We start from the raw sequence: 20,155 nt of genomic DNA on the forward strand, positions 1-20,155 counted from the left end.
GGTCATTCAAACCTCCTTCAGCGTCCCGGCCCAAATAGAATCGAGCTTCGCCCCAAAACGCAACCGAGATGTGTGAATGCAATAGGTCACTATACGGGGAGAAGGTGCCGGCAGGCGGATGAGGGGCAGCGCTGAATTATACCCCTCGCGCCTGTTGCTCAGAGGCCGTTGTCCTTCAGCACCTGGGCGGCGTTTTCCTTGGTGATCTTCTCGGTCGGCAAGGTGATGGTCTTTTCGACCTTCTCGCCATTGAGGAACTTGATCGCCTGCCGCAGGCCTTCGGCGCCGGGGGTGACATAGGTGAAGGTCGCCGTCAGTTCGCCCTTGTTCACCATCTGCACGCCTTCGTTGGGCAGACCGTCGATGCCGATGAACTTGATGTCCTTCTCACGGCCGACATCCTTGGCGGCGAGATAGGCGCCGTAGGCCATCGGGTCGTTGTGGCCATAGACGAGATCGATCTTCTCGTTGCTCTTCAGCGCATTGGCCATCAAATTGTAGGCTTGGTCCTGCTTCCAGTCGCCCGATTGCTGGTCGAGCAGATATTTGATGCCCGGTTCCTTGTCGGTGAACTCATGGAAGCCGTCATGGCGATCATGCGCCGGCTGAGTGCCCATGCCGCCCCAGATCTCGACGACGTTGCCGGCTGCCTTGCCCTTACCGCCAAGCAGTTCGACGGCATATTCACCGGCCGCGCGGCCGATCAGCGCGTTGTCGCCGCCGACGAACTGGGTGTAGTCCTTGGTGTCGACATTGCGGTCGAGCACGAAGACCGGAATCTTGGCATCGATCGCTTGCTGCACGACGCCGGTCAAGCCGGCGGATTCCTTCGGCGACACCAGCAGTGCGTCGACCTCCTGGCGGATCAGGTTCTCGACATCGGCGACCTGCTTTTCGGTCTTGTCCTCGCCGTCGGTGATGATCAGCTCAACCTCGGGGTGCTTGGCGGCTTCGGCCAGGATGTCCTTGTTGAACTGCGCACGCCAGGGCTCGATGGTCGTCACCTGCGAGAAGCCAATCTTCCACTTTTTGTCCTGGGCGAAGGCATTGCCGGTGGTCAGCAGTGCGGTGGTGGTCAGCAGTGCCGCGGTCACGGCGGCAAGCTTCAGCATGTCACGTCGTTTCATTTTTGTTTCCTCCGAGATTGAGAGACGATGTCTCTTGTGACGGCCGCTTTGCCGCGGCCGTTTCCTTGCGCGCCGTTTGCCCGCCTGGCAGGCGCAGATAGGCCAGGAGATCACCGGCATTGCGCTCCTGCACGAGCACGGTGCCGATGATGATCATCCCCTTCAGCACCAGCTGAAGGTTCGAATTGATGTTGTGGAGCTGCAGGATGTTGGAGAGCAGCCCGAAGATCAGCACGCCGCAGAACGTGCCGGTGAGGCTGCCGCGCCCGCCCATCAGGCTGGTGCCGCCGATGACGACGGCGGCGATGGCGTCAAGCTCCAGCCCGGCGCCGGCATCCGGCTTGCCTTGCCGGTACTGCGCGACATAGAGCACAGCGGCGATGCCGGCGAGCAGCCCGGAGACGGCGTAGGTGGCGATCTTCACGCGGCCGGCGGCGATGCCCGAAAGCCGCGCCGCCTCCTCATTGCCGCCGATGGCATAGACATAGCGGCCGAACGGCGTGAAGCGCAGCACCGCGCCATAGATCAGGATGGCGCCGAGAAAGAACAGGCCGGGCATCGGGATGATGCCGAACACCAGCGAGCGCAATATCTCAAAATCTGCCGTGGCGTTCGAGCCGGTATAGACCGGCAGCACTGCATTGTTCTGGCCCGCGGTGAGCCGGGCGATACCGAGCGCCGTCACCATCATCGCCAGCGTGACGATGAAGGGCTGCAGGCGTCCGGCAACGATGATGAAGCCGTTGAGCGCGCCGAACAACAACCCGACGCATGGCGCCACCAGAAGCACGCCGAGCACGCCGAATTTCGGCTCGATCTGCGGCAGCAGGTACCAGAGCGACAGGCAGCACAGGACCACGCCGACGACGGCGGGCGTGACCAGGCCCCGAATACCGTCGAGCCTGATCTCACGGGCGACATCGGCACCGGCACGGGATTTTGCAAGGTTCTGGAAGATGAAGCGGGTGACGACGAAGCCGAGGCAAAGCGCCACCAGTGCGACGGTCGGCACGCCCAGCACGACGCCCGGCGTCACGCCTGGAACCGTCAGCAGCATGGCGCAGACCACCGTGCAGATGGCCATCAGCGAGCCGACGGAGAGATCGATGCCGCCGGTGATGATGACCGCCGTCATGCCGGTGGCGATCAGGCCGGTGGTCGACACCTGGCGCAACACGTCGAGCAGATTGCCGTAGGAGAGGAAGATATTGTTGCCCTTCGAGCTCATCGGCGAGCCCAGCACGCCGATCAGGAAGATGGCGATCAGGCCCCAATAGAGCTTGGTTTGGGACAAGAGTTTCAGGACGGTCATGCGGCTGGTCTCGATATGGTCCGGCGCGGGGCGGCGAGACGCATGATGGCCTCCTCGCTTGCCGCATCGCGGGGAAGAATGCCTGTCTGGCGGCCATCGGCCATAACCAGGATGCGGTCGGAGAGATGCAGAAGCTCCGGCAGTTCGGAGCTGATGACGGCGATGGCGAGGCCCTCGCGCGCCAACTGGAAGATGAGGTCGTAGATCTCGCGCTTGGCGCCGACATCGATGCCGCGCGTCGGCTCGTCCAGCAACAGCACCCTTGGCCTGGTCGCCAGCCATTTGCCGATGACGACCTTCTGCTGGTTGCCGCCCGACAGCGTGCCGGCGGGTTGGTCGATGTCCTGGCAACGAATGCCTAGCGCCTTGACCGCCTGCCGCGCCAGCCCTTGCTCGCCGGCCAGCGAGCGGATGCCGAAGCGCGCCAGCGATCCGACCAATGGCAGCGCCACATTGTCCGTGATCGAGGCCTGCAGATGCAAGCCTTGCGTCTTGCGATCCTCGGTGACCAGCGCGATGCCCAGCCGCCTCGCGTCGCGCGGCGAGCGGATATCCACGGGCCTGCCGTCGACTTGAATTTCGCCGCCGGTGCGGCCATCGCTCGAGCCAAAGATCGCTTCCAGGATCTCGGTGCGGCCCGAGCCCAGCAGCCCGCCAATGCCAAGGATTTCTCCGGCGGCAAGATCGAAGCCGACGCCGTCGATCACCGTGCGCCAGCCGTGGGCATCTGGTTTCGACAGCGACAGGTTCTCGACTGAAAGCACGATCCTGCCACTGGGGCCGCGCTCCCCCTCGGAGGAAGCCAGCAGGTTGCGGCCGACCATCGCCGAAATGATCGCATCCTCGTCGAGCCCGGCCATCGGCTCGGTCAGCACATGGCGCCCGTCGCGAAACACGGTGACGCGGCTGGCCAGATGCATGACCTCGTCGATGCGATGCGAGATGTAGACGATGGCGACACCGCTGTCGGCAAGCTGGCGGATGATGCGGAACAGCCGCTGGCATTCAGCCGGCGACAGCGCCGAGGTCGGCTCATCCATGATCAGGATACGTGCCGACATCGACAGCGCCTTGGCGATCTCGACCAGCTGTTGCTCGCCGACGCGCAAGGCGCCGACCCGAGCTTGCGGATCGAGTTCGATGCCGAGCCGCTGCAAAAGGGCGCCCGCCGCGCGGCTGCTCGCCTTGCGGTCGACGATCAGCCCGGCAATCAGCTTCTCACGGCCGAGGAAGATGTTGTCGGCGACGCTGAGTTCCGGCACCAGGTTAAGTTCCTGATGGATGATGGCAATGCCGGCATCCTCGGCGTCGCGCACGCCGGCGAAGCTGACGGGACGGCCATCGACGCTGATCGTGCCTTCATAGCCGGTGTAGACGCCAGAGAGTATCTTCATCAGCGTCGATTTGCCGGCGCCGTTCTCGCCCATCAGGGCATGGACCTCGCCGCGCCGCAGCTCAAAGCCGACATCGACCAGCGCGGCGATGCCGCCGAAGCTCTTGGAGATGCGCTCAGCGCTCAGAACGGTCTCTGACCGATCCGCCGCATTGTGCTCCGGGGAAAGGGAACTCGCGTGCTCCATGACAATGGCGGCCTCCCTTCCGTCCTCGTCAAATCTCATCCAAACGCTAATCTAAACGTTTCGATCATGTCAAGCCGCTATCTGGTAATGCTGGACTGATGCATTTCAATTCTTGCGAAAAACCGCAAGATTCCGTAGGTATGGCACTAGGGGGGCGGCGAAACGTTTCGAAATGGCAGCATTCAAGCGGATTAAGAAGCGAAAATCCACGGCGCCGACCATGCTCCACGTGGCAGAGGCGGCGCGGGTATCGGTCGCCACCGTGTCGGCGCTGATCAACGGCACGGCGACGGTCAGCCCGGAGCTCAGCCAGCGTATCGAACAGGCGATCCGCGATATCGGCTACAAGCGCAATGCGATCGCCCGCAGCCTGAAGATGGGCACGACCCGCACCATCGGGCTGACCGTGCCGCACATCACCAATCCGTTCTTCACCGATGTCGTCTCGGTCATCCAGCAGGCCTTCGACCGAGCCGGCTATGCCGTCATGCTATGCTGCACGGACGAGGATTTGAACACCCAGGACGACCAGATCAGGCTGCTGCTCGACCGCATGGTCGACGGGCTGATCGTGGCGCGCGTCGGCGACGGCGCTATACTCAAGCGGATCGTCGACGACGCCAATGTGCCGGTCGTGCTGCTCGACCGTCTCTGCGAAGGCGTCGATACCGATGCCGTGGTGCTCGACAACCAGCGCGCTGTGTTCGACGCCATCACCTATCTGATCAATCTCGGCCATCGGCGCATTGGCTACATCACCGGCACGTCGGACATTTCGCCGATGCATGACCGCATGACGGGATATCGCGAGGCGCTTCACGCCGCCGGCCTGCCGATCGCGGAGGAGCTGATCCGCTTCGGCAATTTCCACGAGATCGACGGCTACAACGCCACCATGCAGATGCTTTCCTCGCATGATCGGCCAAGCGCGATCTTCTCGGCCAACAACCCGATGGTGATCGGCACCATGAAGGCGATCCGCGACATCGGCCTGTCCTGCCCGGAGGATATTTCGGTCGCTTGTTTCGACGATTTTCCATGGTCCGATGTGTTCCAGCCGCAGCTGACCACGGTCGCCCAGCCGGTGCAGGCGATCGGCGAACAGGCGGCCAATCTCTTGCTCGACCGTCTGGCCGGCAACAGGGACGCGCCACCACGCAAGCTGGTGCTCAAGGGCCGGCTGATGATCCGCAATTCATGCCGCCCCCTGGGAGCGATGGCGCAGAGTGTGAGCGCCTGACTTGTCGTATCCTAAAGCTTGAACGCTTCGGAACAGAGCGTGTGCAGTTTGGGGAAGACGCCCTTGCCGCCGGTGATGACCAGTGTCCCGCCCTGCAGCACCGTCTTTGGATCGGCTTCACGACCATGCCGCCGGCTTCTTCGACCACAAGCATGCCGGCCAGGCAGGCGTTCATGTGCTCTTCGACATAGCCAAGCTGCCGGCCAGCGGCGCGAATGAACAGTTCGACCTCGCGGTCCTGATGCCCGAATCATGGCGCAAATGGCATTTCACGCTTGTGATGGGTCTTTTCGTACGTCCGGCAGATGATATCGAAGGCTTCCTGGCGTACCGGCTCGCCGTGCAGGAAGGCGTCGATCTCGGCATAGGTGACGCCGTGGGAGGCTTCGTCAGGCTTGCCCGGTGCCAGGTCCTCAAGGTCGGCGGTGGGGATTTTTTCTATCAGGAACTCCGGCGCGCCGAAGTGCCGGGCGATGGCCCGGACCTGGTTCTTCACCAGCCCGCTCAACGGCGCCAGGTCGCAGGCGCCGTCCCCGAACTTGGTGAAGAAACCCATTACCGCTTCCGCCGCGTGGTCGGTGCCGATCACCAGCCATGGGCCGCCCCGGCGTGTATTGCGCGACCATGCGCATGCGCGCCTTGGTATTGCCGAGGACGAAGTCCCGCGACACCGCGGCCTTGCCTTCGAAGGCCGCGACTTCCCCGGCCAGGGATTTGACCGCCGGGCCGATGTTCACCGTGTGGCGCTCGTCGGCGGCGATAAAGTCCACCGAAACCTGGGCTTCGTGTTCGTCCAACTGGGTTTCGTACGGCAGGCGCACCGCAATAAAGCGGTAGTCCAGGTTGCCGGTGCGTTCGCGCAGCTCGCGCATGGCGCGCTGGGCCAGCAGGCCGGCAGTCAGTGAGTCGACGCCGCCACTGATGCCCAGCACCAGGGTCTTGAGCCCGGAGTTCAGCAGGCAATCCTGGATAAAGGCTATCCGCCGCGCCACTTCGGCTTCGAGGGCGGCCTGGTCGGCGAACGGTGGCTGGACCTTGAGCTGTTCAGCAATCTGGCGCTGTACGGCTTGCATGATACACTCCTTGCGGGATGGGGTCTTGAACGGATTTGATCGGTACGGCCTGGCGAGTCTCTCACCGGTGACCTCGAAGACATGGCGCAGGTAGGCCACGAAGTTCGGGTCCTTGCACTTCGCTTGGCGGTCCAGAAAATTGTCAGGCCGCTTGCGACAGTGATTTATGGGCCTCGGCCAGGATCTCGAACGACCGCACCCGCGCCGCATGGTCTGATATCTGCGCGGTGACCATCAGCTCGTCGGCGCCGGTGCGGCGCACGAAGGCGTCGATGCCTTGCCTGACCGTTTCCGGGGAGCCGACGACGGCACAGGACAATGCCTGGCTGAGCATGGTCTTGGCCATCGGATCGAGATCGCGGTCATAGTTCTCGATAGGTGGCGGCAGCCGGCCGGCCCGACCGGTGCGCAGATTGACGAAAGCCTGTTGCAACGAGGTGAACAACAAACGTGCCTCGGCGTCGGTGGGCGCGGCAAAGACGTTGAGGCCGAGCATGACATGCGGTTTGTCGAGCTGCTCCGACGGCTGGAAGCGCGAACGATAGACATCCAGCGCGTGGTCAAGCTCCGCCGGCGCGAAATGCGAGGCGAAGGCGTAGGGCAGGCCGAGCATGGCGGCGAGCTGCGCGCCGTAGAGGCTGGAGCCGAGGATCCAGACCGGCACGTTCTGGCCCTCGCCCGGCACGGCGCGGATGCGCTGGCCTTCCTCGGCCGGCTGGAAATAGCCCATCAACTCGACGACATCCTGCGGAAAATTATCGACCCCGGCCTCGAGGTTGCGGCGCAAGGCTCGGGCCGTGCCCATGTCAGTGCCGGGCGCCCGACCGATGCCGAGATCGATGCGGCCCCGATGCAAGGCGGCCAGCGTGCCGAACTGCTCGGCAATCACCAAGGGCGAATGGTTGGGCAGCATGATACCGCCGGCACCGACGCGAATGGTCTTGGTGCCGCCGGCGACATGGGCGATGACGACCGCGGTGGCGGCGCTGGCGATGCCCGGCATGTTGTGATGCTCGGCCAGCCAGAAGCGCTTGTAGCCCAGCCGCTCGGCATGACGGGCAAGATCGAGTGAATTGGCCAGCGACTGCGAGGCATCGCTGCCTTCGATGATCGGCGACAGGTCGAGGACGGAAAGGTCGGTCATGAACGGTATCCTGTGTCAGGACCGCATGTAGGAAGCATCCGATGACGCCGCAAATTCAAAAATATTGATCAGCCTTTTGCAGTTTCGGTGTCGGCGATGTCCTCGTCCTCGATGACAGCCGTGTGCTGTGCGGCGAGAAAATTGCCGACATGGCTCAGCCCGTCGAAATGATCGCAGAACACCTTGATGACGACCAGCAGCGGCACCGCCATCAAGGCTCCGACGAAGCCCCACAGCCACGACCAGAAGGCGATGGCGATCAGGATCGCCACGGCATTGATCTCGAGGCGGCGGCCGACCACGGTCGGGGTCACGAACTGGCCTTCGACGATATCGCACAACAACACGAAGGCCGGAGCCAGCAGCGCGTAGGAGATGGTGTCGAAGCTGATCAGCGACATGATCGTGACAAGTATGATGGTCAACAGCGCGCCGACATAGGGCAGGAAGTTGAGCATGGCGGCAGTGATGCCCCAGACTTGCGGGTTGGGCACGCCGAGTGCCCACAGGCCAAGGCCGATGACGGCGCCGAGTCCGGCATTGATGATGGTGACGGTGAGCAGATAGTGCGAGATTTCCCGTTCAACGTCATAGACGACGCGCAGCGCCCGCTTCTTTTCGCTGAGACGGGTGAAGGACTGGACGATCTTTTCATAGAACATCGTGCCGGAGGCGAGCAGGAACAGCGACAGCACGAAGATTATGGTGAGGCTTGTTCCCGCCGACAGGATGTTGCTGGCTGCTGCCGACAGAATGCCGGACTGCGCCACCGCAACCTTCTGAATGCCCGGCTCCTGCGAGGTCTCGGTCAGCTGTTCGATCTGATGCGAAATCTGCATGATCTTCTCGAGCGGACGCCGCAATTGCGCCAGCCGTTCGGTGAGTCGCTGGCCTATCGACGAGGTGTTGTTGATGAGTTCGATGACCGGACCGCTGAGCAAATAGCCGGCACTGGCGAAAACGAAAAGCGACAGCAGCACCAGCACGGTTGCCGAAACCACTTCGGGGATGCCGCGCTTGCGCAGCAGCCGGACGATCGGCGTCAGCGTCAGCGTCAGCAGGAAAGCCAGGATGACCGGCATGAAGAAGGCGCGGGCGAAGTAAAGCGCATAGACGGCCATGAACAGGAAGATGCCGACGAGGAGCGAACGCATCAGACGCGTGTCGGCACGAGCCGCGACCCGTGAATCCGGCTCATCGGCAACACCTGCGCCCAGAGCGGCGGGTTCGGCTTTCATAACGATCTCTCAGCGGTGCACCGCAATTGGTGCATTCCGCTGACGAAACGTCTCCGCAGGCTCAAGGTTCCGTTAGCCGGCATTGCAGGCAAGGCCTGAAATGTGGGCCTTGCGATTGGCTTCAGGCAACGGGCGCTGCCAGCGCCAGCGCGGATTTCGCCGTTTCCTTGCGCACGATCGGCGCCACCCTGGTGCCGTAGAGTTCGATCGCCTTCATGATCTTGGCATGCGGCATGGTGCCGATCGCCATCTGCAGCAGGAAGCGGTCGTTGCCGAAGATCTTGTGCTGGGCGACGATCTTTTCGGCCACCTGCTCGGGGTTGCCGACGAACAGTGCGCCATTGGGACCACGCGACTGGTCGAAATGCGCCCGCGATGTCGGACCCCAGCCGCGCTCGCGGCCGATGCGGTTCATCACCTCCGCCTGCGGACCGTAGAAGTCGTCGGCTGCCTGCTCGGTCGTCTCGGCGATGAAGCCGTGCACGTTGATACTGGTGGCAAGGCCCGCCGGATCGCTGCCGGCGCGCTTGGCGGCCTCGCGGTAAAGATCGAACAGCGGCGCGAAACGCGCCGGCTCACCGCCAATGATGGCGAGCGCCAGCGGCAGGCCGAGGGCGCCAGCGCGGGCGGCAGACTGTGGCGTCCCGCCAATCGCGATCCAGACCGGCAGCCTGTCCTGGAAAGGCCGGGGATAAACGCCGCGATCGTTGATCGATGCGCGCAGATTGCCGGACCAGGTAACCTTCACGCTATCGCGGATGGCAAGCAGCAGGTCGAGCTTTTCGGCGAACAGCTCGTCATAGTCCTCGAGGTTGTAGCCGAACAGCGGAAAGGATTCGATGAACGAGCCGCGCCCGGCCATGATCTCGGCGCGGCCGCCCGACAGGAGGTCGAGCGTGGCGAATTGCTGGAAGACACGCACCGGATCATCGGAAGACAGGACGGTGACCGCGCTGGTCAGCTTGATGCGCTTCGAGCGCTCGGCGGCCGCGGCCAGGGCCACGACCGGCGCGGAGGCGGCATAATCCGGCCGGTGATGTTCGCCAAGGCCGAAGACGTCGAGGCCGACCTGGTCGGCCAGTTCGACCTCCTCAATCAGATTGCGCAGCCGCTCATGCGGACCGATGGCGCCAGGGCCCGGCTGCGGGCTGACGTCGGCGAAAGTGTAGAGACCGAGTTCCATGTCATGTCATCCTGGTGTTGGGTTTTCGGGCTAGAGGTAGCGAGCGCCCCGCCTCGCCGCCAGAGGGGCGGACGGTGAACAGTGCATGTCGGTTTCGGCTCTACCTATTCGTCGCAATTCCGGACGGAAAACCTCTTCACACTTTTCCTGGAATTGCTCCAAGGCGTCTCCCGGCTGCAACAGCCAATAATTTCATGGCTGCCATGCCGTTTTGGCGCTTGAACTCTCGGTTTTCGCGCGTATGTAAGCGTCGCGAATTGACTTCAGGGAAGTGGACTTGGCTATCTACAGGGAAAAAGACGTTTTCGAGCGGCGCAACGCCGCAAACGAGGCAAAGAAGGCGCTTCTCGAGCGCTTCAAGGCAAAGCCGGCGGCGGATGATCCCGCAGTGCTGGCGCGGCAGGCCGAACGCAAGGCGATCCTCGCGGCTCGCGAAATCCGCGAAGCTGAAAAGGCCCGGCTGAAGCAGGAAAAGCTGGCACGCGAAGCGGTCGAGAGGGCCGAGCGCGAGGCAGCAGCCGAGGCGGCGCGTATCGCCGCCGAGGAAGCTGCACAGGCTGAGGCCAAGATTCGGGAATCCGAAGAGAACGAGCGCATCGCCCGTTTTCTGGCCGACGAAGCAGAACGCAAGGCCAAGCGCGACGCGCGTTATGCGGCGCGCAAGCAGCGTACCGGCAGAACGCCTCCGGGCTTCTCCGCCCGCTAGCCTCTAGCTACGAAGCAATGTGCTTCGAGAATCAGGGTCGCCTCGCAGCGGCCCTGAACGTGTTTGTCTGCCGCTATGGTCAGGCGGCGAACTTCAATCCCATGATGCCGCAGACGATGAGCGCGATGCAGACTAGCCTGATCGCAGTGGCCGGCTCGCCGAGCAGCCAGATGCCGAGCAGTGCCGTGCCTACGGTGCCGATGCCCGTCCACACCGCATAGGCGGTACCGACCGGCAGCGCCTTCAGCGCAAGACCGAGCAGAGTGAGGCTGACGATCATCGAGGCAACGGTCAGCACGGTCGGGATCAGCTTGGAAAAGCCGTCGGTGTATTTGAGGCCGATTGCCCAGCCGATCTCGAACAGGCCGGCAAAAAAGAGAAGAATCCAAGACATCGACAACGCTCCATCGGAACATCGGACCGAAAAGTGGTTTTCGGAGTCCTATGCTCTATCAAACAATGGCGGGTCGTCCCGACCGGATTCGGGGAAAGCGCGAGGTCGTCCCCGCCGTGCCAATATAGGAATTTCGGGCGCTCGATCAACAACGACCGGCAACAGCGTTGCCGGTCGTAATCTTGTTCCGAAGCGGATGGGCGGGACTTACTTGTCCTTGAGCTTCATCGCCTTGACCGGCGGCGCCTTCAGGGCCGGAGCCGGGGCGGGCTTCTTGGCGTCCTTCTTCGGTTTGCGGGCTTCCTTGCCTGCCTTCATCGCACCTTTAGCCATGATTCGTTCCTCCGATTGCGGGAAGCGAAGTGAAACAAGAGAAACGCCCGACTGCAAGAGGCCAGCGCCTGTCGCCGCCGTCAGCCGGCCGCTTTCAACCGGTTTCTAATTTGCTCGTAAACCATGGCGGTCCGTGCCATGGTCATTTTCGCACTGCAGCATCAACCCGTGCCGTCGCCGGGTGATCGTCGGGCAGGCCGCCAGGACGACAATGCGAATCCACATCGGCTGCGAGATGAGCTTCGACTTCCCGCAGGAAACGCCGCTCATAGCGATGCTGAATGTCCACTATTCCCGCGCCTCCGATCTCGAGCGGCCGGATTTCCTGATCTCCAATCCGCCGGTGCCGATCGAGAGCTATCGCGACAGTTTCGGCAACTGGTGCAACCGGTTCGTCGCCCCGCCCGGGCGTTTCACTTTCGGCACGGATGCAGTGATCCGCGATCCCGGCACCTTCGAGATGGGCGACCTGATGGCCTGGCAGCACGAGGTGCGCGACCTGCCGGCGGATACGCTGCTGTTCCTGCTGCCCAGCCGGTTTTGCGAGAGCGACCTTCTGGCTGGTGAGGCGTGGCGGCTGTTCGGCAACACGCCGCTTGGCATTCCACGCGTTCAGGCGGTCTGCGACTTCGTCCATAATCATATCGTCTTCAACTACGGCCATGCGCGGCCGACACGCACCGCTGCCGAGGCCTATCGCGAACAGAGCGGCGTGTGCCGCGACTACGCACATCTCGCCGTCGCCTTCTGTCGGGCACTCAACATCCCGACGCGCTATTGCACCGGCTACATCAGCGACATCGGTATGCCAAAGCCTTGGGCGAGCATGGATTTCTGCGCCTGGATGGAGGTCTATCTCGGCGGCCGCTGGCACGTCTTCGACCCGCGCAACAATGCGCCGCGCATCGGCCGCTTCCTGATCGCCTCCGGCCGTGACGCCGCCGATGTGCCGCTGACCCATATTTTCGGGCCGGGGACGCTTGCCGGCTTCAAGGTGTGGACCGAAGAGATCGTCGAATAATCGCCGTCTTCTGCCCGCCGGTCTTTGGCCAGTGACCGCTTTAGCAACCGCCGTCTTGAACGACCGGGCTACTCGCGCGTTGCCTATGGAGCTTCGGCGGTCTGGCCGTTAGACTGGGCGCCTCGAGCGGGGACAACACACCATGGCTGGGCATGACGGCTCAAAAAGGGTCATCTACGCGGCACTGGCCGGCAATCTCGCCATCGCGCTGACCAAGTTCGCGGCAGCCTTCTTCACCGGCAGCTCGGCGATGCTGTCAGAAGGCGTGCACTCGCTGGTCGATACCGGCAATGGCAGCCTGCTGCTCTACGGCATGCATCGCGCCGCCCGCCCGGCCGACCGCACGCATCCGCTCGGTCACGGCCGCGAGCTGTATTTCTGGAGCTTCATCGTCGCACTTCTGGTCTTTGCCGTGGGCGCCGGCGTATCGTTCTACGAGGGCGTGATCCACATCATGGCGCCGGAACCGGTCGCCAACGTCAAGGTGAACTATATCGTCCTGGGCCTTTCCTTCCTGTTCGAAGGCAGCTCCTGGCTGGTGGCGCTGAAGGAGTTCCGCAAGCAGAAGGGCAACGAAGGCTGGCTGCGGGCCGTGCAGTCAAGCAAGGATCCGAGCGTCTACACCGTGCTGTTCGAGGACAGTGCGGCACTTCTCGGCCTGATCGTCGCCTTCGCCGGGATCCTGGCGGCGGAACTGCTGGAAATGCCGGAACTCGATGGCGCCGCCTCGATCGGCATCGGGCTGATCCTTGGCGCGACGGCGATTTTCCTGGCCCGCGAAAGTAAGGGCTTGCTGATCGGCGAGCCGGCCTCGCCCGAGGTGCAGAGACAGGTGTTGGCGATCGCCCAGCAGGATCCGGCGGTGCAACGGGCGAACGGCGTTCTGACTGTCCATATGGGGCCGGCAGAGATCGTCGCCGGCCTGAGCATCGAGTTCGAGGATCATCTGACGGCGCCGGAGATCGAAGCTTGTGTGGAGCGATTGGAAGCGAAGCTAAAGAGTGAGATGCCGGAGATCATCCGGCTGTTCGTCAAGCCGCAGACCACCGGCACCTGGGAGAAGCGGCGCAAGCTGATCGACTCCCCATCCGATCCGGCACTGGACTAAGGTGCGTTGAGATTCAGGTCAGGCCGAGTCGAAAACGGTGGATTCCGAGAACCGGAGCGGAGCGTACTTTTGGGTACGTGAGCACCGGAAGCGCAGGAAGCTACCGTTTGGAGGCCGGCATCACCTGAATATCAACACACCTTAGCGCAGCGCCATTGCCTCACGGTCTTGCCCCGCTAAGATTAGAAAGACTTTGGAGGAACGAAGATGAAAATCGACGGCGGCTGCCATTGTGGCGCCATCACCTATGAGGCGGAGGTCGATCCTGAAAAGACGAATATCTGCCACTGCACGGACTGCCAGCAACTGACCGGCACGGCTTTTCGCGTGACGGTTCCGGCGCCCGAAAGCAACTACCGCATCACCAAGGGTACGCCGAAAATCTACATCAAGATCGTGGCGAGCGGCGCCAAGCGCGCCCAGGCCTTTTGCGCCGACTGCGGTTCGCACCTTTACGCCACATCGGTCGGAGATGGTCCGAAGGTCTACGGAATTCGAACGGGAACCGCGCGGCAACGCGAGGATCTGGTTCCGACACAGCAGAAATGGCACCGCTCGGCGCTGCACTGGCTGCCTGAATTTAAGGGCATGACCACCATAGAGGAGCAGTAGCGGGGCTTAGTCGTCGCCTTCGACGACCCTCAGCCTGAGCTGTCCGGTTTTCGAATCAGCAACGCGTGCACCCGCGTCAACCTTCGCAGCAGGAGCCCGTGATGCTGCGTCCGCTGCGGCATCGCCGTCGGGCTGCGCGCCGAATTCCAGCGCCTCGATCTTCTGGCCGCGCTTGGTGACCTTCGACGTCGAAACCAGGATGTCGTCGATGTCCTTGGCCGACTGGCCGAAATGGACCTGCAGCTTGCGCACCCGCTCGTCGACACGCGCAACGTCTTCCATCAGCCGGATGACCTCGCCCTGGATCAAATGCGCCTGTTCGCGCATGCGGGCATCCTTGAGTATCGCCTGGATAACCTGGATCGACAGCATCAGCAGCGACGGCGAGACGATGACAACGCGGGCGCGATGCGCCTTGTGGACGATCGCCTCGAAATTCTCATGGATCTCGGCGAACACCGATTCCGACGGCACGAACATGAAGGCAGTGTCCTGCGTCTCGCCCTGGATCAGATATTTTTCCGATATATCGCGGACATGGATCTCGATGTCGCGGCGAAAGGCCTGCGAGGCGGCCTTCTGCAGGTCGGCGCCGTCGGCGGCGCGGATGGCATTCCAGGCTTCCAGCGGAAACTTGGCGTCGATGGCAAGCGACGGCGCGCCGTTCGGCATCTTCACCAGGCAGTCGGGCCGGCTGCCGTTCGACAGCGTCGCCTGGAATTCATAGGCGCCGTGCGGCAGGCCGTCGGCGACGATCGCCTCCATGCGTGACTGGCCGAAGGCGCCGCGCGTCTGCTTGTTGGAGAGTATCGCCTGCAACTGCACGACCTGGCCGGCGAGCGACTGGATGTTGCCTTGCGCGACATCGATGATCGCCAGCCGCTCCTGCAATTTGGCCAGACTTTCATGCGTCGATTTGGTCTGCTCGGTCATGGTCTGGCCGAGGCGGCCGGTCATGGCGTCGAGACGCTGGCCGATCGACTGCGTCAGCTCCGCCTGCCGTGCTCCGAACACTTCGGCGATGGCGCCCATGCGGCCCTGCATCTCGGCCTGGCTTTGCAATATGCCGGCCATCCTCGCCTCGGCGTCACGGGCATGGTCGGCGGCTTCGGCGGCGGCGACTGCGCGCGCCTTGGCCGACCGCCACAGCGCGATGACGAGCGCCACGAACAGGCCGAGGAACAGCAAGGTGCCGAAGGCCAGTGCATGGCCGAGCGTGATCGTGGTGGCGCCAAGCCGGGCGACAGGTTCCGAAAGGATGGTGCTCAGATCATTCATGTGGACAGCATAGACGATTCGCCCCGATAGCACAGATCAAAACGTGAACGTGCCTCAAGCCCAGCGGTTGACGCTTTTCGCTGGAGGTCTTAGGTGGAACGCCATGCCGATCAAGCCGCTCATCATTCTTCCCGACCCCATCCTGCGCCAGGTTTCGAAGCCCGTGGAGCGTGTCGACGCGCCTTTGCGCAAATTAGCCGACGACATGCTGGCGACCATGTATGATGCGCCCGGCATCGGGCTTGCGGCAATCCAGATCGGCGAGCCGCTGCGCATGCTGGTTATCGATCTGGCCAAGGAAGACGAGACGCCGGCGCCGCACGTCTTCATCAATCCAGAAATCCTGGAGAGCGCCGATGTGCGCTCCGTCTACGAGGAAGGCTGCCTGTCGATCCCGGATTATTACGCCGAGGTCGAACGCCCGGCCTCCGTGCGGGTGAAATATCTCGACCGTGACGGCAAGTTGCAGGAGCTGGAGGCCGAGGGCCTGATGGCGACCTGCCTGCAGCACGAGATCGATCACCTCAATGGTGTCCTGTTCATCGACCACATCTCGAAGCTGAAGCGCGACATGGTGGTGAAGAAATTCAAGAAGCTCGCCAAGGACAAGGCGCCGGGCAAGCTGGTGGGATAGGGGAAATGCCCCTTCGCGTCATCTTCATGGGCACGCCGGAGTTTTCGGTGCCGACGCTGCGTGCGATTGCCGAGGCCGGACATGAGATATCAGCCGTCTACACCCAGCCGCCGCGCGCCGCTGGACGGCGTGGGCTGGAGCTGACGCCGTCGCCGGTGCAGCGCGAGGCCGAGCGGCTGGGCATCGAGATCCGGACACCGACTTCGCTCAAGGGCGAGGCCGAGCAAGCCGCGTTCCGTGCCTTGCAGGCTGATGTCGCCGTGGTTGTCGCCTACGGCTTGCTGCTGCCTAAGGCCGTTCTGGAGGCAACCCGGCTTGGCTGCATCAACGGCCATGCCTCGCTCTTGCCGCGCTGGCGCGGCGCCGCACCGATCCAGCGCGCCATCATGGCCGGCGACTTCGAAAGCGGCATGATGGTGATGCGCATGGAAGAGGGTCTGGACACCGGTCCGGTCGGACTGGTTGAAAAATGCGCCATCGAACCCGATATGACGGCCGGCGATCTGCATGATCGGTTGATGAGTGTTGGTGCAACCCTGATGGTGGAAGCACTGGCGCGACTGGAGAGGAACACCCTGACATTTACCGCACAAGCTGTGGATGGGGTGGCCTATGCCAAGAAAATCGATAAATCCGAGACTCGCGTGGACTGGACTCGCTCGGCGAGCGAGGTCCACAATCATATACGCGGCCTGTCGCCCTTTCCCGGCGCCTGGTCCGAGATAGGAATTGGCGGCCGCCTGGAGCGGCTGAAACTGCTTCGCTCGACGCTGTCCGAAGGCCTGTCGCTTTCGGAAGATTTGGGCGAGTCGGGAGGAATTCTCGATGACCGGCTGACGGTTGCCTGCGGATCAGGCGCGATCAGGCTGGTCGAAGTTCAACGGGCGGGCGGAAGGCCCGCTGCCGCGTCGGAATTCCTGCGCGGGGCCAAGATCGAAAAAGGAATGAAATTCTCATGAGCATGATGTCGATACGCGCGGCCACGCCGCGGGATCGCGAGGCCATTCGCCTCGTCGAGGAACACGCTTTCGGTCAGCAGGCGGAGGCCGGGCTGGTCGACGCGCTGGTGACCGGCGGCGACGCGGTTGCCGAACTGGTGGCGGAAGAAGACGGCCAGGTGGTCGGCCACATCCTGTTTTCGCGGCTGTTCGTCCAGAATGGCGGCAAGAGCTTCGCGGCCGTGGCGCTGGCGCCGCTGGCGGTGGAGCCCTCGTTCCACGGCAGCGGCATCGGTGGCGCGCTGATCCGCGAGGCGCATATCCGCCTCAGGGATGGCGGCGAAACGCTTGCCGTAGTGCTGGGCGATCCGGCCTATTACGGGCGTTTCGGCTACAGCCACACGCGTGCCCAGGACTTCGAAAGCGACTACCAGGGCGAAGCGCTGCAGGCCCTGGCCTGGGGCGACGCCCCGGAAGCCGGCAGACTGGTCTACGCCTCGGCCTTCACCGCTCTCGCCGCCTAGGCGAGAGCGTATAGCCACCCGGCATGCCGCGTTTTCGCCTCGACATCGAATATGACGGCAGCCTGTTTGCCGGCTGGCAGCACCAGGCGGACCAGCCGTCGGTGCAGCAGGCGATCGAGCAGGCGATCGAAAAATTCTGCGGCGAGGCGGTCAGGCTGCGCGCCGCCGGCCGCACCGATGCCGGCGTGCATGCGACCGCCCAGGTTGCGCATGTCGATCTCGCCAAGGCGTGGCCCAGCGACAAGGTGCGCGATGCCGTCAACGCCCATCTGCAGGCGGCCGGCGCACGCATCGTCGTCCTGAAGGCGATGGTCGTCTCCGACGGTTTCGACGCGCGCTTCTCGGCCACCGGCCGCCACTATCTCTACCGCATCCTCAACCGCCGGGCGCCGGCCGCGCTCGACAAGGGCAAGGTGTGGTGGGTGCCGAAGCGGCTCGACGCCGGCGCCATGCATGAGGCGGCAAAGGTCCTGCTCGGACGGCATGACTTCACCACCTTCCGCTCGACCCAGTGCCAGGCCAACAGTCCGATCAGGACGCTGGAACGGCTCGACGTGAGCAGGCAAGATGACGTGATCGAGGTGCGGGCTTCGGCGCGCTCCTTCCTGCACAATCAAGTGCGTTCGATGGTCGGTTCCCTCAAGCGCGTCGGCGACGGCGGCTGGACCGCAGCCGACCTGAAAGCAGCGCTTGAGGCGCACGACCGCGCCGCCTGCGGCCAGGTGGCGCCACCCGACGGGCTGTTTCTCATCGGCGTCGATTATTCGGGCGTCGATCATCCTGAGGTCGACTATCCAGGATAGAGGCCGAAAGGGCTCTAACCAGGATAGAGGCCGGAAGACTCTATCCGGAGACGAACCCGGAAAGGCTCTGAGCCCCGACATCGTCCGGCACGGTGATGCCGAGCAGCGCCTGCAGGCCGAACAGCACCAACAGCGAGGCGACGAACATCCCGACGAAAACGGCGGTGCCGACGGCAGCGCCCCTGCCGATTGTGGCGTTGGTCATGCGCCAGGTCAGCACCATCGACAGGGCAAACAACAGCAGCGACACAAGGCTCGAAACCTGGCTCGCGGACGACAGGAAGAGTCTGATCAGCGCCGAGGGCAGCATCAGCCAGGCGGTGATGGCCGAAGCCCAGTTGCTGGCGACGACATAGTGGACGAAGCGGCCGCCAATGCCGGCACGCGGCGCGACCAGGGCCAGAACGATCAGCGGCAGCACCCAGGAGCCGATATCGACCGTCGCCAGGCGCACCAGCATGCTGAAGCGCCCCGCGAAGGCGTCGGGGTCGCCGATCTCGTTGGCGATCCCGACCCAGCCGACGATCAGCGCCGGGGCTGCAACGACAATGGCGAAAAAGGAATTCCAGAAGCCGTCGGCCGATAGATCGAGCAGGCGCAATCCGTCGGTCTTGCCGAGCATCAGCCGCCAGGCGCCCGTCAGCGAAGCTTGGGTTTCGTCCGCCGAAAGCATGCTCAACCCTGTCCGAACCAGTCTTCGATGAAGCGCTGGTAGATTTGCGTCAGCGTTTCGAGATCGGCAATGGCGACGCGCTCGTCGACCATGTGCATGGTCTTGCCGACCAGCCCGAACTCGACCACCGGGCAATAATCCTTGATAAAACGCGCGTCGGACGTGCCGCCGGAGGTCGACAGCGTCGGCTCCTTGCCGATCGCCGACTTGATCGAGCCGCGGAGCGTTTCGATCAGTTTGTCGTCGCGGGTCAGGAAGACATGGCTCGGCCGGTCGCGCCAGACGAGCTCGTAGTCGACCGGGGTCTTCTTGGCCTGCCGGTACTTCTTGCGCCTGGCCGCCTGGTCGAGCCGGTTGTGGATCTCGGCCTGCAGGGTCTCGGCTGTCCAGGTGTCGTTGAAGCGGATGTTGAAGGTCGCGGTCGCCTTGGCCGCAATGACATTGGTGGCCGGGTTGCCGACATCGATGGAGGTGATCTCCAGATTGGTCGGCTGGAAATCCCTGGTTCCCTTGTCGAAGACAGGGTGCAGCAAGGCGTCGACCAGGCTCATCAGCCCGCGCACCGGATTGTCGGCAAGCAAGGGATAGGCGACATGGCCCTGGCGGCCGTTGACCGTGATGGCGCCGGACATCGAGCCGCGCCGTCCGATCTTGATCATGTCGCCAAGCGCGTCCGGGTTGGTCGGCTCGCCGACAACAGAGGCATCCCATTTCTCGCCCCTGGAAGCCGCCCATTCGAGCAGCTTGACGGTGCCGTTGATGGCCGGCCCTTCCTCGTCACCGGTGATCAGCAGCGAGACCGAGCCTTTCGGACCACCATTCTGTTCGACATGGCGCGCCACGGCGGCGATGAAACAAGCGATGCCGCCCTTCATGTCGACTGCGCCACGGCCATACATCTCGCCATTGGCGATCTCGGCGGCGAAGGGCGGATGCGTCCAGGCGGCTTCGTCGCCGACCGGCACCACGTCGGTATGGCCGGCGAACATCAGATGCGGGCCGTTGCCGGACCGTCGCGCATAAAGGTTCTCGATATCGGGCGTACCGTCTTCGGAAAACACCGGCCGATCGACCAGGAAGCCGAGCGGTTTCAGCATCGTCTCCAGCGCGGTCAGCGCGCCGCCCTCAGCGGGCGTCACCGAAGTACAACGGATAAGGGCGGCGAGGTTCTCGGCGGGATCAGTCGGCAGCGTCATGACAAAAGCGATAGTCGAAAGCGGAGGGCCTGTCACGG

General features: G+C 63.4%; 21 protein-coding genes and 1 pseudogene. 9 read left to right on the plus strand and 13 right to left on the minus strand.

Annotated features, from left to right (window positions below):
• Positions 1 to 158: 158 nt before the first annotated feature.
• From NKI73_RS31005 to NKI73_RS31015, 3 genes are read right to left on the minus strand one after another with little or no spacing between them, the layout of a single operon-like run.
• Positions 159 to 1,127: a substrate-binding domain-containing protein gene (locus tag NKI73_RS31005; protein WP_127411071.1), complete on the minus strand. Its 969-nt coding sequence runs from the start codon at positions 1,125 to 1,127 to the stop codon at positions 159 to 161.
• On the minus strand, positions 1,114 to 2,439 hold the full coding sequence (locus NKI73_RS31010) for an ABC transporter permease (protein WP_352635560.1): 1,326 nt from the start codon (positions 2,437 to 2,439) through the stop codon (positions 1,114 to 1,116). Before NKI73_RS31010 ends, NKI73_RS31005 begins: the two co-directional genes overlap by 14 nt.
• Complete coding sequence (locus NKI73_RS31015; protein WP_352635562.1) at positions 2,436 to 4,019, minus strand: sugar ABC transporter ATP-binding protein; 1,584 nt, start codon at positions 4,017 to 4,019, stop codon at positions 2,436 to 2,438. Before NKI73_RS31015 ends, NKI73_RS31010 begins: the two co-directional genes overlap by 4 nt.
• 220 nt (positions 4,020 to 4,239) lie before the next feature.
• Here NKI73_RS31015 and NKI73_RS31020 point away from each other — a divergent pair, with 220 nt between their 5' ends.
• Positions 4,240 to 5,259, plus strand: coding sequence for a LacI family DNA-binding transcriptional regulator (locus NKI73_RS31020; RefSeq protein WP_352635564.1), 1,020 nt, complete (start codon positions 4,240 to 4,242; stop codon positions 5,257 to 5,259).
• A gap of 250 nt (positions 5,260 to 5,509) precedes the next feature.
• Here NKI73_RS31020 and nadE read toward each other — a convergent pair whose 3' ends face one another.
• The 5 genes and pseudogenes from nadE to NKI73_RS31050 all read right to left on the minus strand — a co-directional run bounded on the left by nadE (position 5,510) and on the right by NKI73_RS31050 (position 9,897).
• Positions 5,510 to 5,815: an NAD(+) synthase gene (gene nadE, locus NKI73_RS31030; RefSeq protein WP_352635566.1), complete on the minus strand. Its 306-nt coding sequence runs from the start codon at positions 5,813 to 5,815 to the stop codon at positions 5,510 to 5,512.
• 112 nt (positions 5,816 to 5,927) lie between these two features.
• Positions 5,928 to 6,542 (minus strand): annotated as a pseudogene (locus NKI73_RS31035) (adenine nucleotide alpha hydrolase family protein); the annotation flags it as partial.
• Positions 6,475 to 7,476 carry an LLM class flavin-dependent oxidoreductase gene (locus NKI73_RS31040; RefSeq protein ID WP_352635568.1) on the minus strand — a complete coding sequence of 334 codons (1,002 nt, stop codon included), beginning with the start codon at positions 7,474 to 7,476 and terminating at the stop codon, positions 6,475 to 6,477. The gene NKI73_RS31040 and the pseudogene NKI73_RS31035, both read right to left, overlap by 68 nt.
• A 68-nt stretch (positions 7,477 to 7,544) precedes the next feature.
• Positions 7,545 to 8,714 carry an AI-2E family transporter gene (locus tag NKI73_RS31045; protein ID WP_352635570.1) on the minus strand — a complete coding sequence of 390 codons (1,170 nt, stop codon included), beginning with the start codon at positions 8,712 to 8,714 and terminating at the stop codon, positions 7,545 to 7,547.
• Positions 8,715 to 8,835: 121 nt separating this feature from the next.
• Positions 8,836 to 9,897 carry an LLM class flavin-dependent oxidoreductase gene (locus NKI73_RS31050; protein ID WP_352635572.1) on the minus strand — a complete coding sequence of 354 codons (1,062 nt, stop codon included), beginning with the start codon at positions 9,895 to 9,897 and terminating at the stop codon, positions 8,836 to 8,838.
• Between the two features lie 277 nt (positions 9,898 to 10,174).
• On the opposite strand from NKI73_RS31050, the gene NKI73_RS31055 reads away from it, so the two are divergent.
• Positions 10,175 to 10,603: a DUF6481 family protein gene (locus NKI73_RS31055; RefSeq protein ID WP_352635574.1), complete on the plus strand. Its 429-nt coding sequence runs from the start codon at positions 10,175 to 10,177 to the stop codon at positions 10,601 to 10,603.
• Between the two features lie 79 nt (positions 10,604 to 10,682).
• Here NKI73_RS31055 and sugE read toward each other — a convergent pair whose 3' ends face one another.
• The gene (sugE, locus tag NKI73_RS31060; RefSeq protein WP_352635576.1) at positions 10,683 to 10,997 is read right to left on the minus strand and encodes a quaternary ammonium compound efflux SMR transporter SugE; all 315 of its coding nucleotides are present in this window, start codon (positions 10,995 to 10,997) and stop codon (positions 10,683 to 10,685) included.
• Positions 10,998 to 11,204: 207 nt separating this feature from the next.
• Complete coding sequence (locus tag NKI73_RS31065) at positions 11,205 to 11,330, minus strand: hypothetical protein (protein WP_013528464.1); 126 nt, start codon at positions 11,328 to 11,330, stop codon at positions 11,205 to 11,207.
• Positions 11,331 to 11,541: 211 nt separating this feature from the next.
• Here NKI73_RS31065 and NKI73_RS31070 point away from each other — a divergent pair, with 211 nt between their 5' ends.
• The 3 genes from NKI73_RS31070 to NKI73_RS31080 all read left to right on the plus strand — a co-directional run bounded on the left by NKI73_RS31070 (position 11,542) and on the right by NKI73_RS31080 (position 14,071).
• A complete protein-coding gene (locus NKI73_RS31070) occupies positions 11,542 to 12,351 on the plus strand; it encodes a transglutaminase-like domain-containing protein (protein ID WP_352635578.1) in 810 nt (269 codons plus the stop codon).
• A gap of 142 nt (positions 12,352 to 12,493) precedes the next feature.
• Positions 12,494 to 13,459 (plus strand): cation diffusion facilitator family transporter, encoded by a 966-nt coding sequence (locus tag NKI73_RS31075; protein ID WP_352635579.1) that lies wholly within the window; start codon positions 12,494 to 12,496, stop codon positions 13,457 to 13,459.
• A gap of 207 nt (positions 13,460 to 13,666) precedes the next feature.
• Positions 13,667 to 14,071: a GFA family protein gene (locus NKI73_RS31080; RefSeq protein ID WP_352635580.1), complete on the plus strand. Its 405-nt coding sequence runs from the start codon at positions 13,667 to 13,669 to the stop codon at positions 14,069 to 14,071.
• 6 nt (positions 14,072 to 14,077) lie between these two features.
• Here NKI73_RS31080 and NKI73_RS31085 read toward each other — a convergent pair whose 3' ends face one another.
• Positions 14,078 to 15,349 (minus strand): DNA recombination protein RmuC, encoded by a 1,272-nt coding sequence (locus NKI73_RS31085; protein ID WP_352635582.1) that lies wholly within the window; start codon positions 15,347 to 15,349, stop codon positions 14,078 to 14,080.
• 103 nt (positions 15,350 to 15,452) lie between these two features.
• Here NKI73_RS31085 and def point away from each other — a divergent pair, with 103 nt between their 5' ends.
• Genes def through truA form a run of 4 tightly spaced genes read left to right on the plus strand, consistent with a single transcriptional unit; the run spans position 15,453 to position 18,248 of the window.
• A complete protein-coding gene (def, locus tag NKI73_RS31090; RefSeq protein ID WP_352635584.1) occupies positions 15,453 to 15,983 on the plus strand; it encodes a peptide deformylase in 531 nt (176 codons plus the stop codon).
• Between the two features lie 5 nt (positions 15,984 to 15,988).
• Positions 15,989 to 16,942 (plus strand): methionyl-tRNA formyltransferase, encoded by a 954-nt coding sequence (gene fmt, locus NKI73_RS31095; RefSeq protein ID WP_352635586.1) that lies wholly within the window; start codon positions 15,989 to 15,991, stop codon positions 16,940 to 16,942.
• Positions 16,939 to 17,445, plus strand: coding sequence for a GNAT family N-acetyltransferase (locus tag NKI73_RS31100; protein WP_352635588.1), 507 nt, complete (start codon positions 16,939 to 16,941; stop codon positions 17,443 to 17,445). The genes fmt and NKI73_RS31100 overlap by 4 nt, the downstream gene beginning before the upstream one ends.
• A gap of 23 nt (positions 17,446 to 17,468) precedes the next feature.
• Positions 17,469 to 18,248 (plus strand): tRNA pseudouridine(38-40) synthase TruA, encoded by a 780-nt coding sequence (gene truA / locus NKI73_RS31105; protein ID WP_352635589.1) that lies wholly within the window; start codon positions 17,469 to 17,471, stop codon positions 18,246 to 18,248.
• A 40-nt stretch (positions 18,249 to 18,288) separates the two neighbouring features.
• On the opposite strand, the gene NKI73_RS31110 is transcribed toward truA, so the two are convergent.
• On the minus strand, positions 18,289 to 18,921 hold the full coding sequence (locus NKI73_RS31110) for a transporter (protein WP_352635591.1): 633 nt from the start codon (positions 18,919 to 18,921) through the stop codon (positions 18,289 to 18,291).
• A 2-nt stretch (positions 18,922 to 18,923) separates the two neighbouring features.
• Positions 18,924 to 20,117 (minus strand): succinyl-diaminopimelate desuccinylase, encoded by a 1,194-nt coding sequence (gene dapE, locus NKI73_RS31115; RefSeq protein ID WP_352635592.1) that lies wholly within the window; start codon positions 20,115 to 20,117, stop codon positions 18,924 to 18,926.
• Positions 20,118 to 20,155: the final 38 nt, after the last annotated feature.

Source organism: Mesorhizobium sp. M0496 (genome assembly GCF_040321205.1).
Classification (GTDB): domain Bacteria; phylum Pseudomonadota; class Alphaproteobacteria; order Rhizobiales; family Rhizobiaceae; genus Mesorhizobium.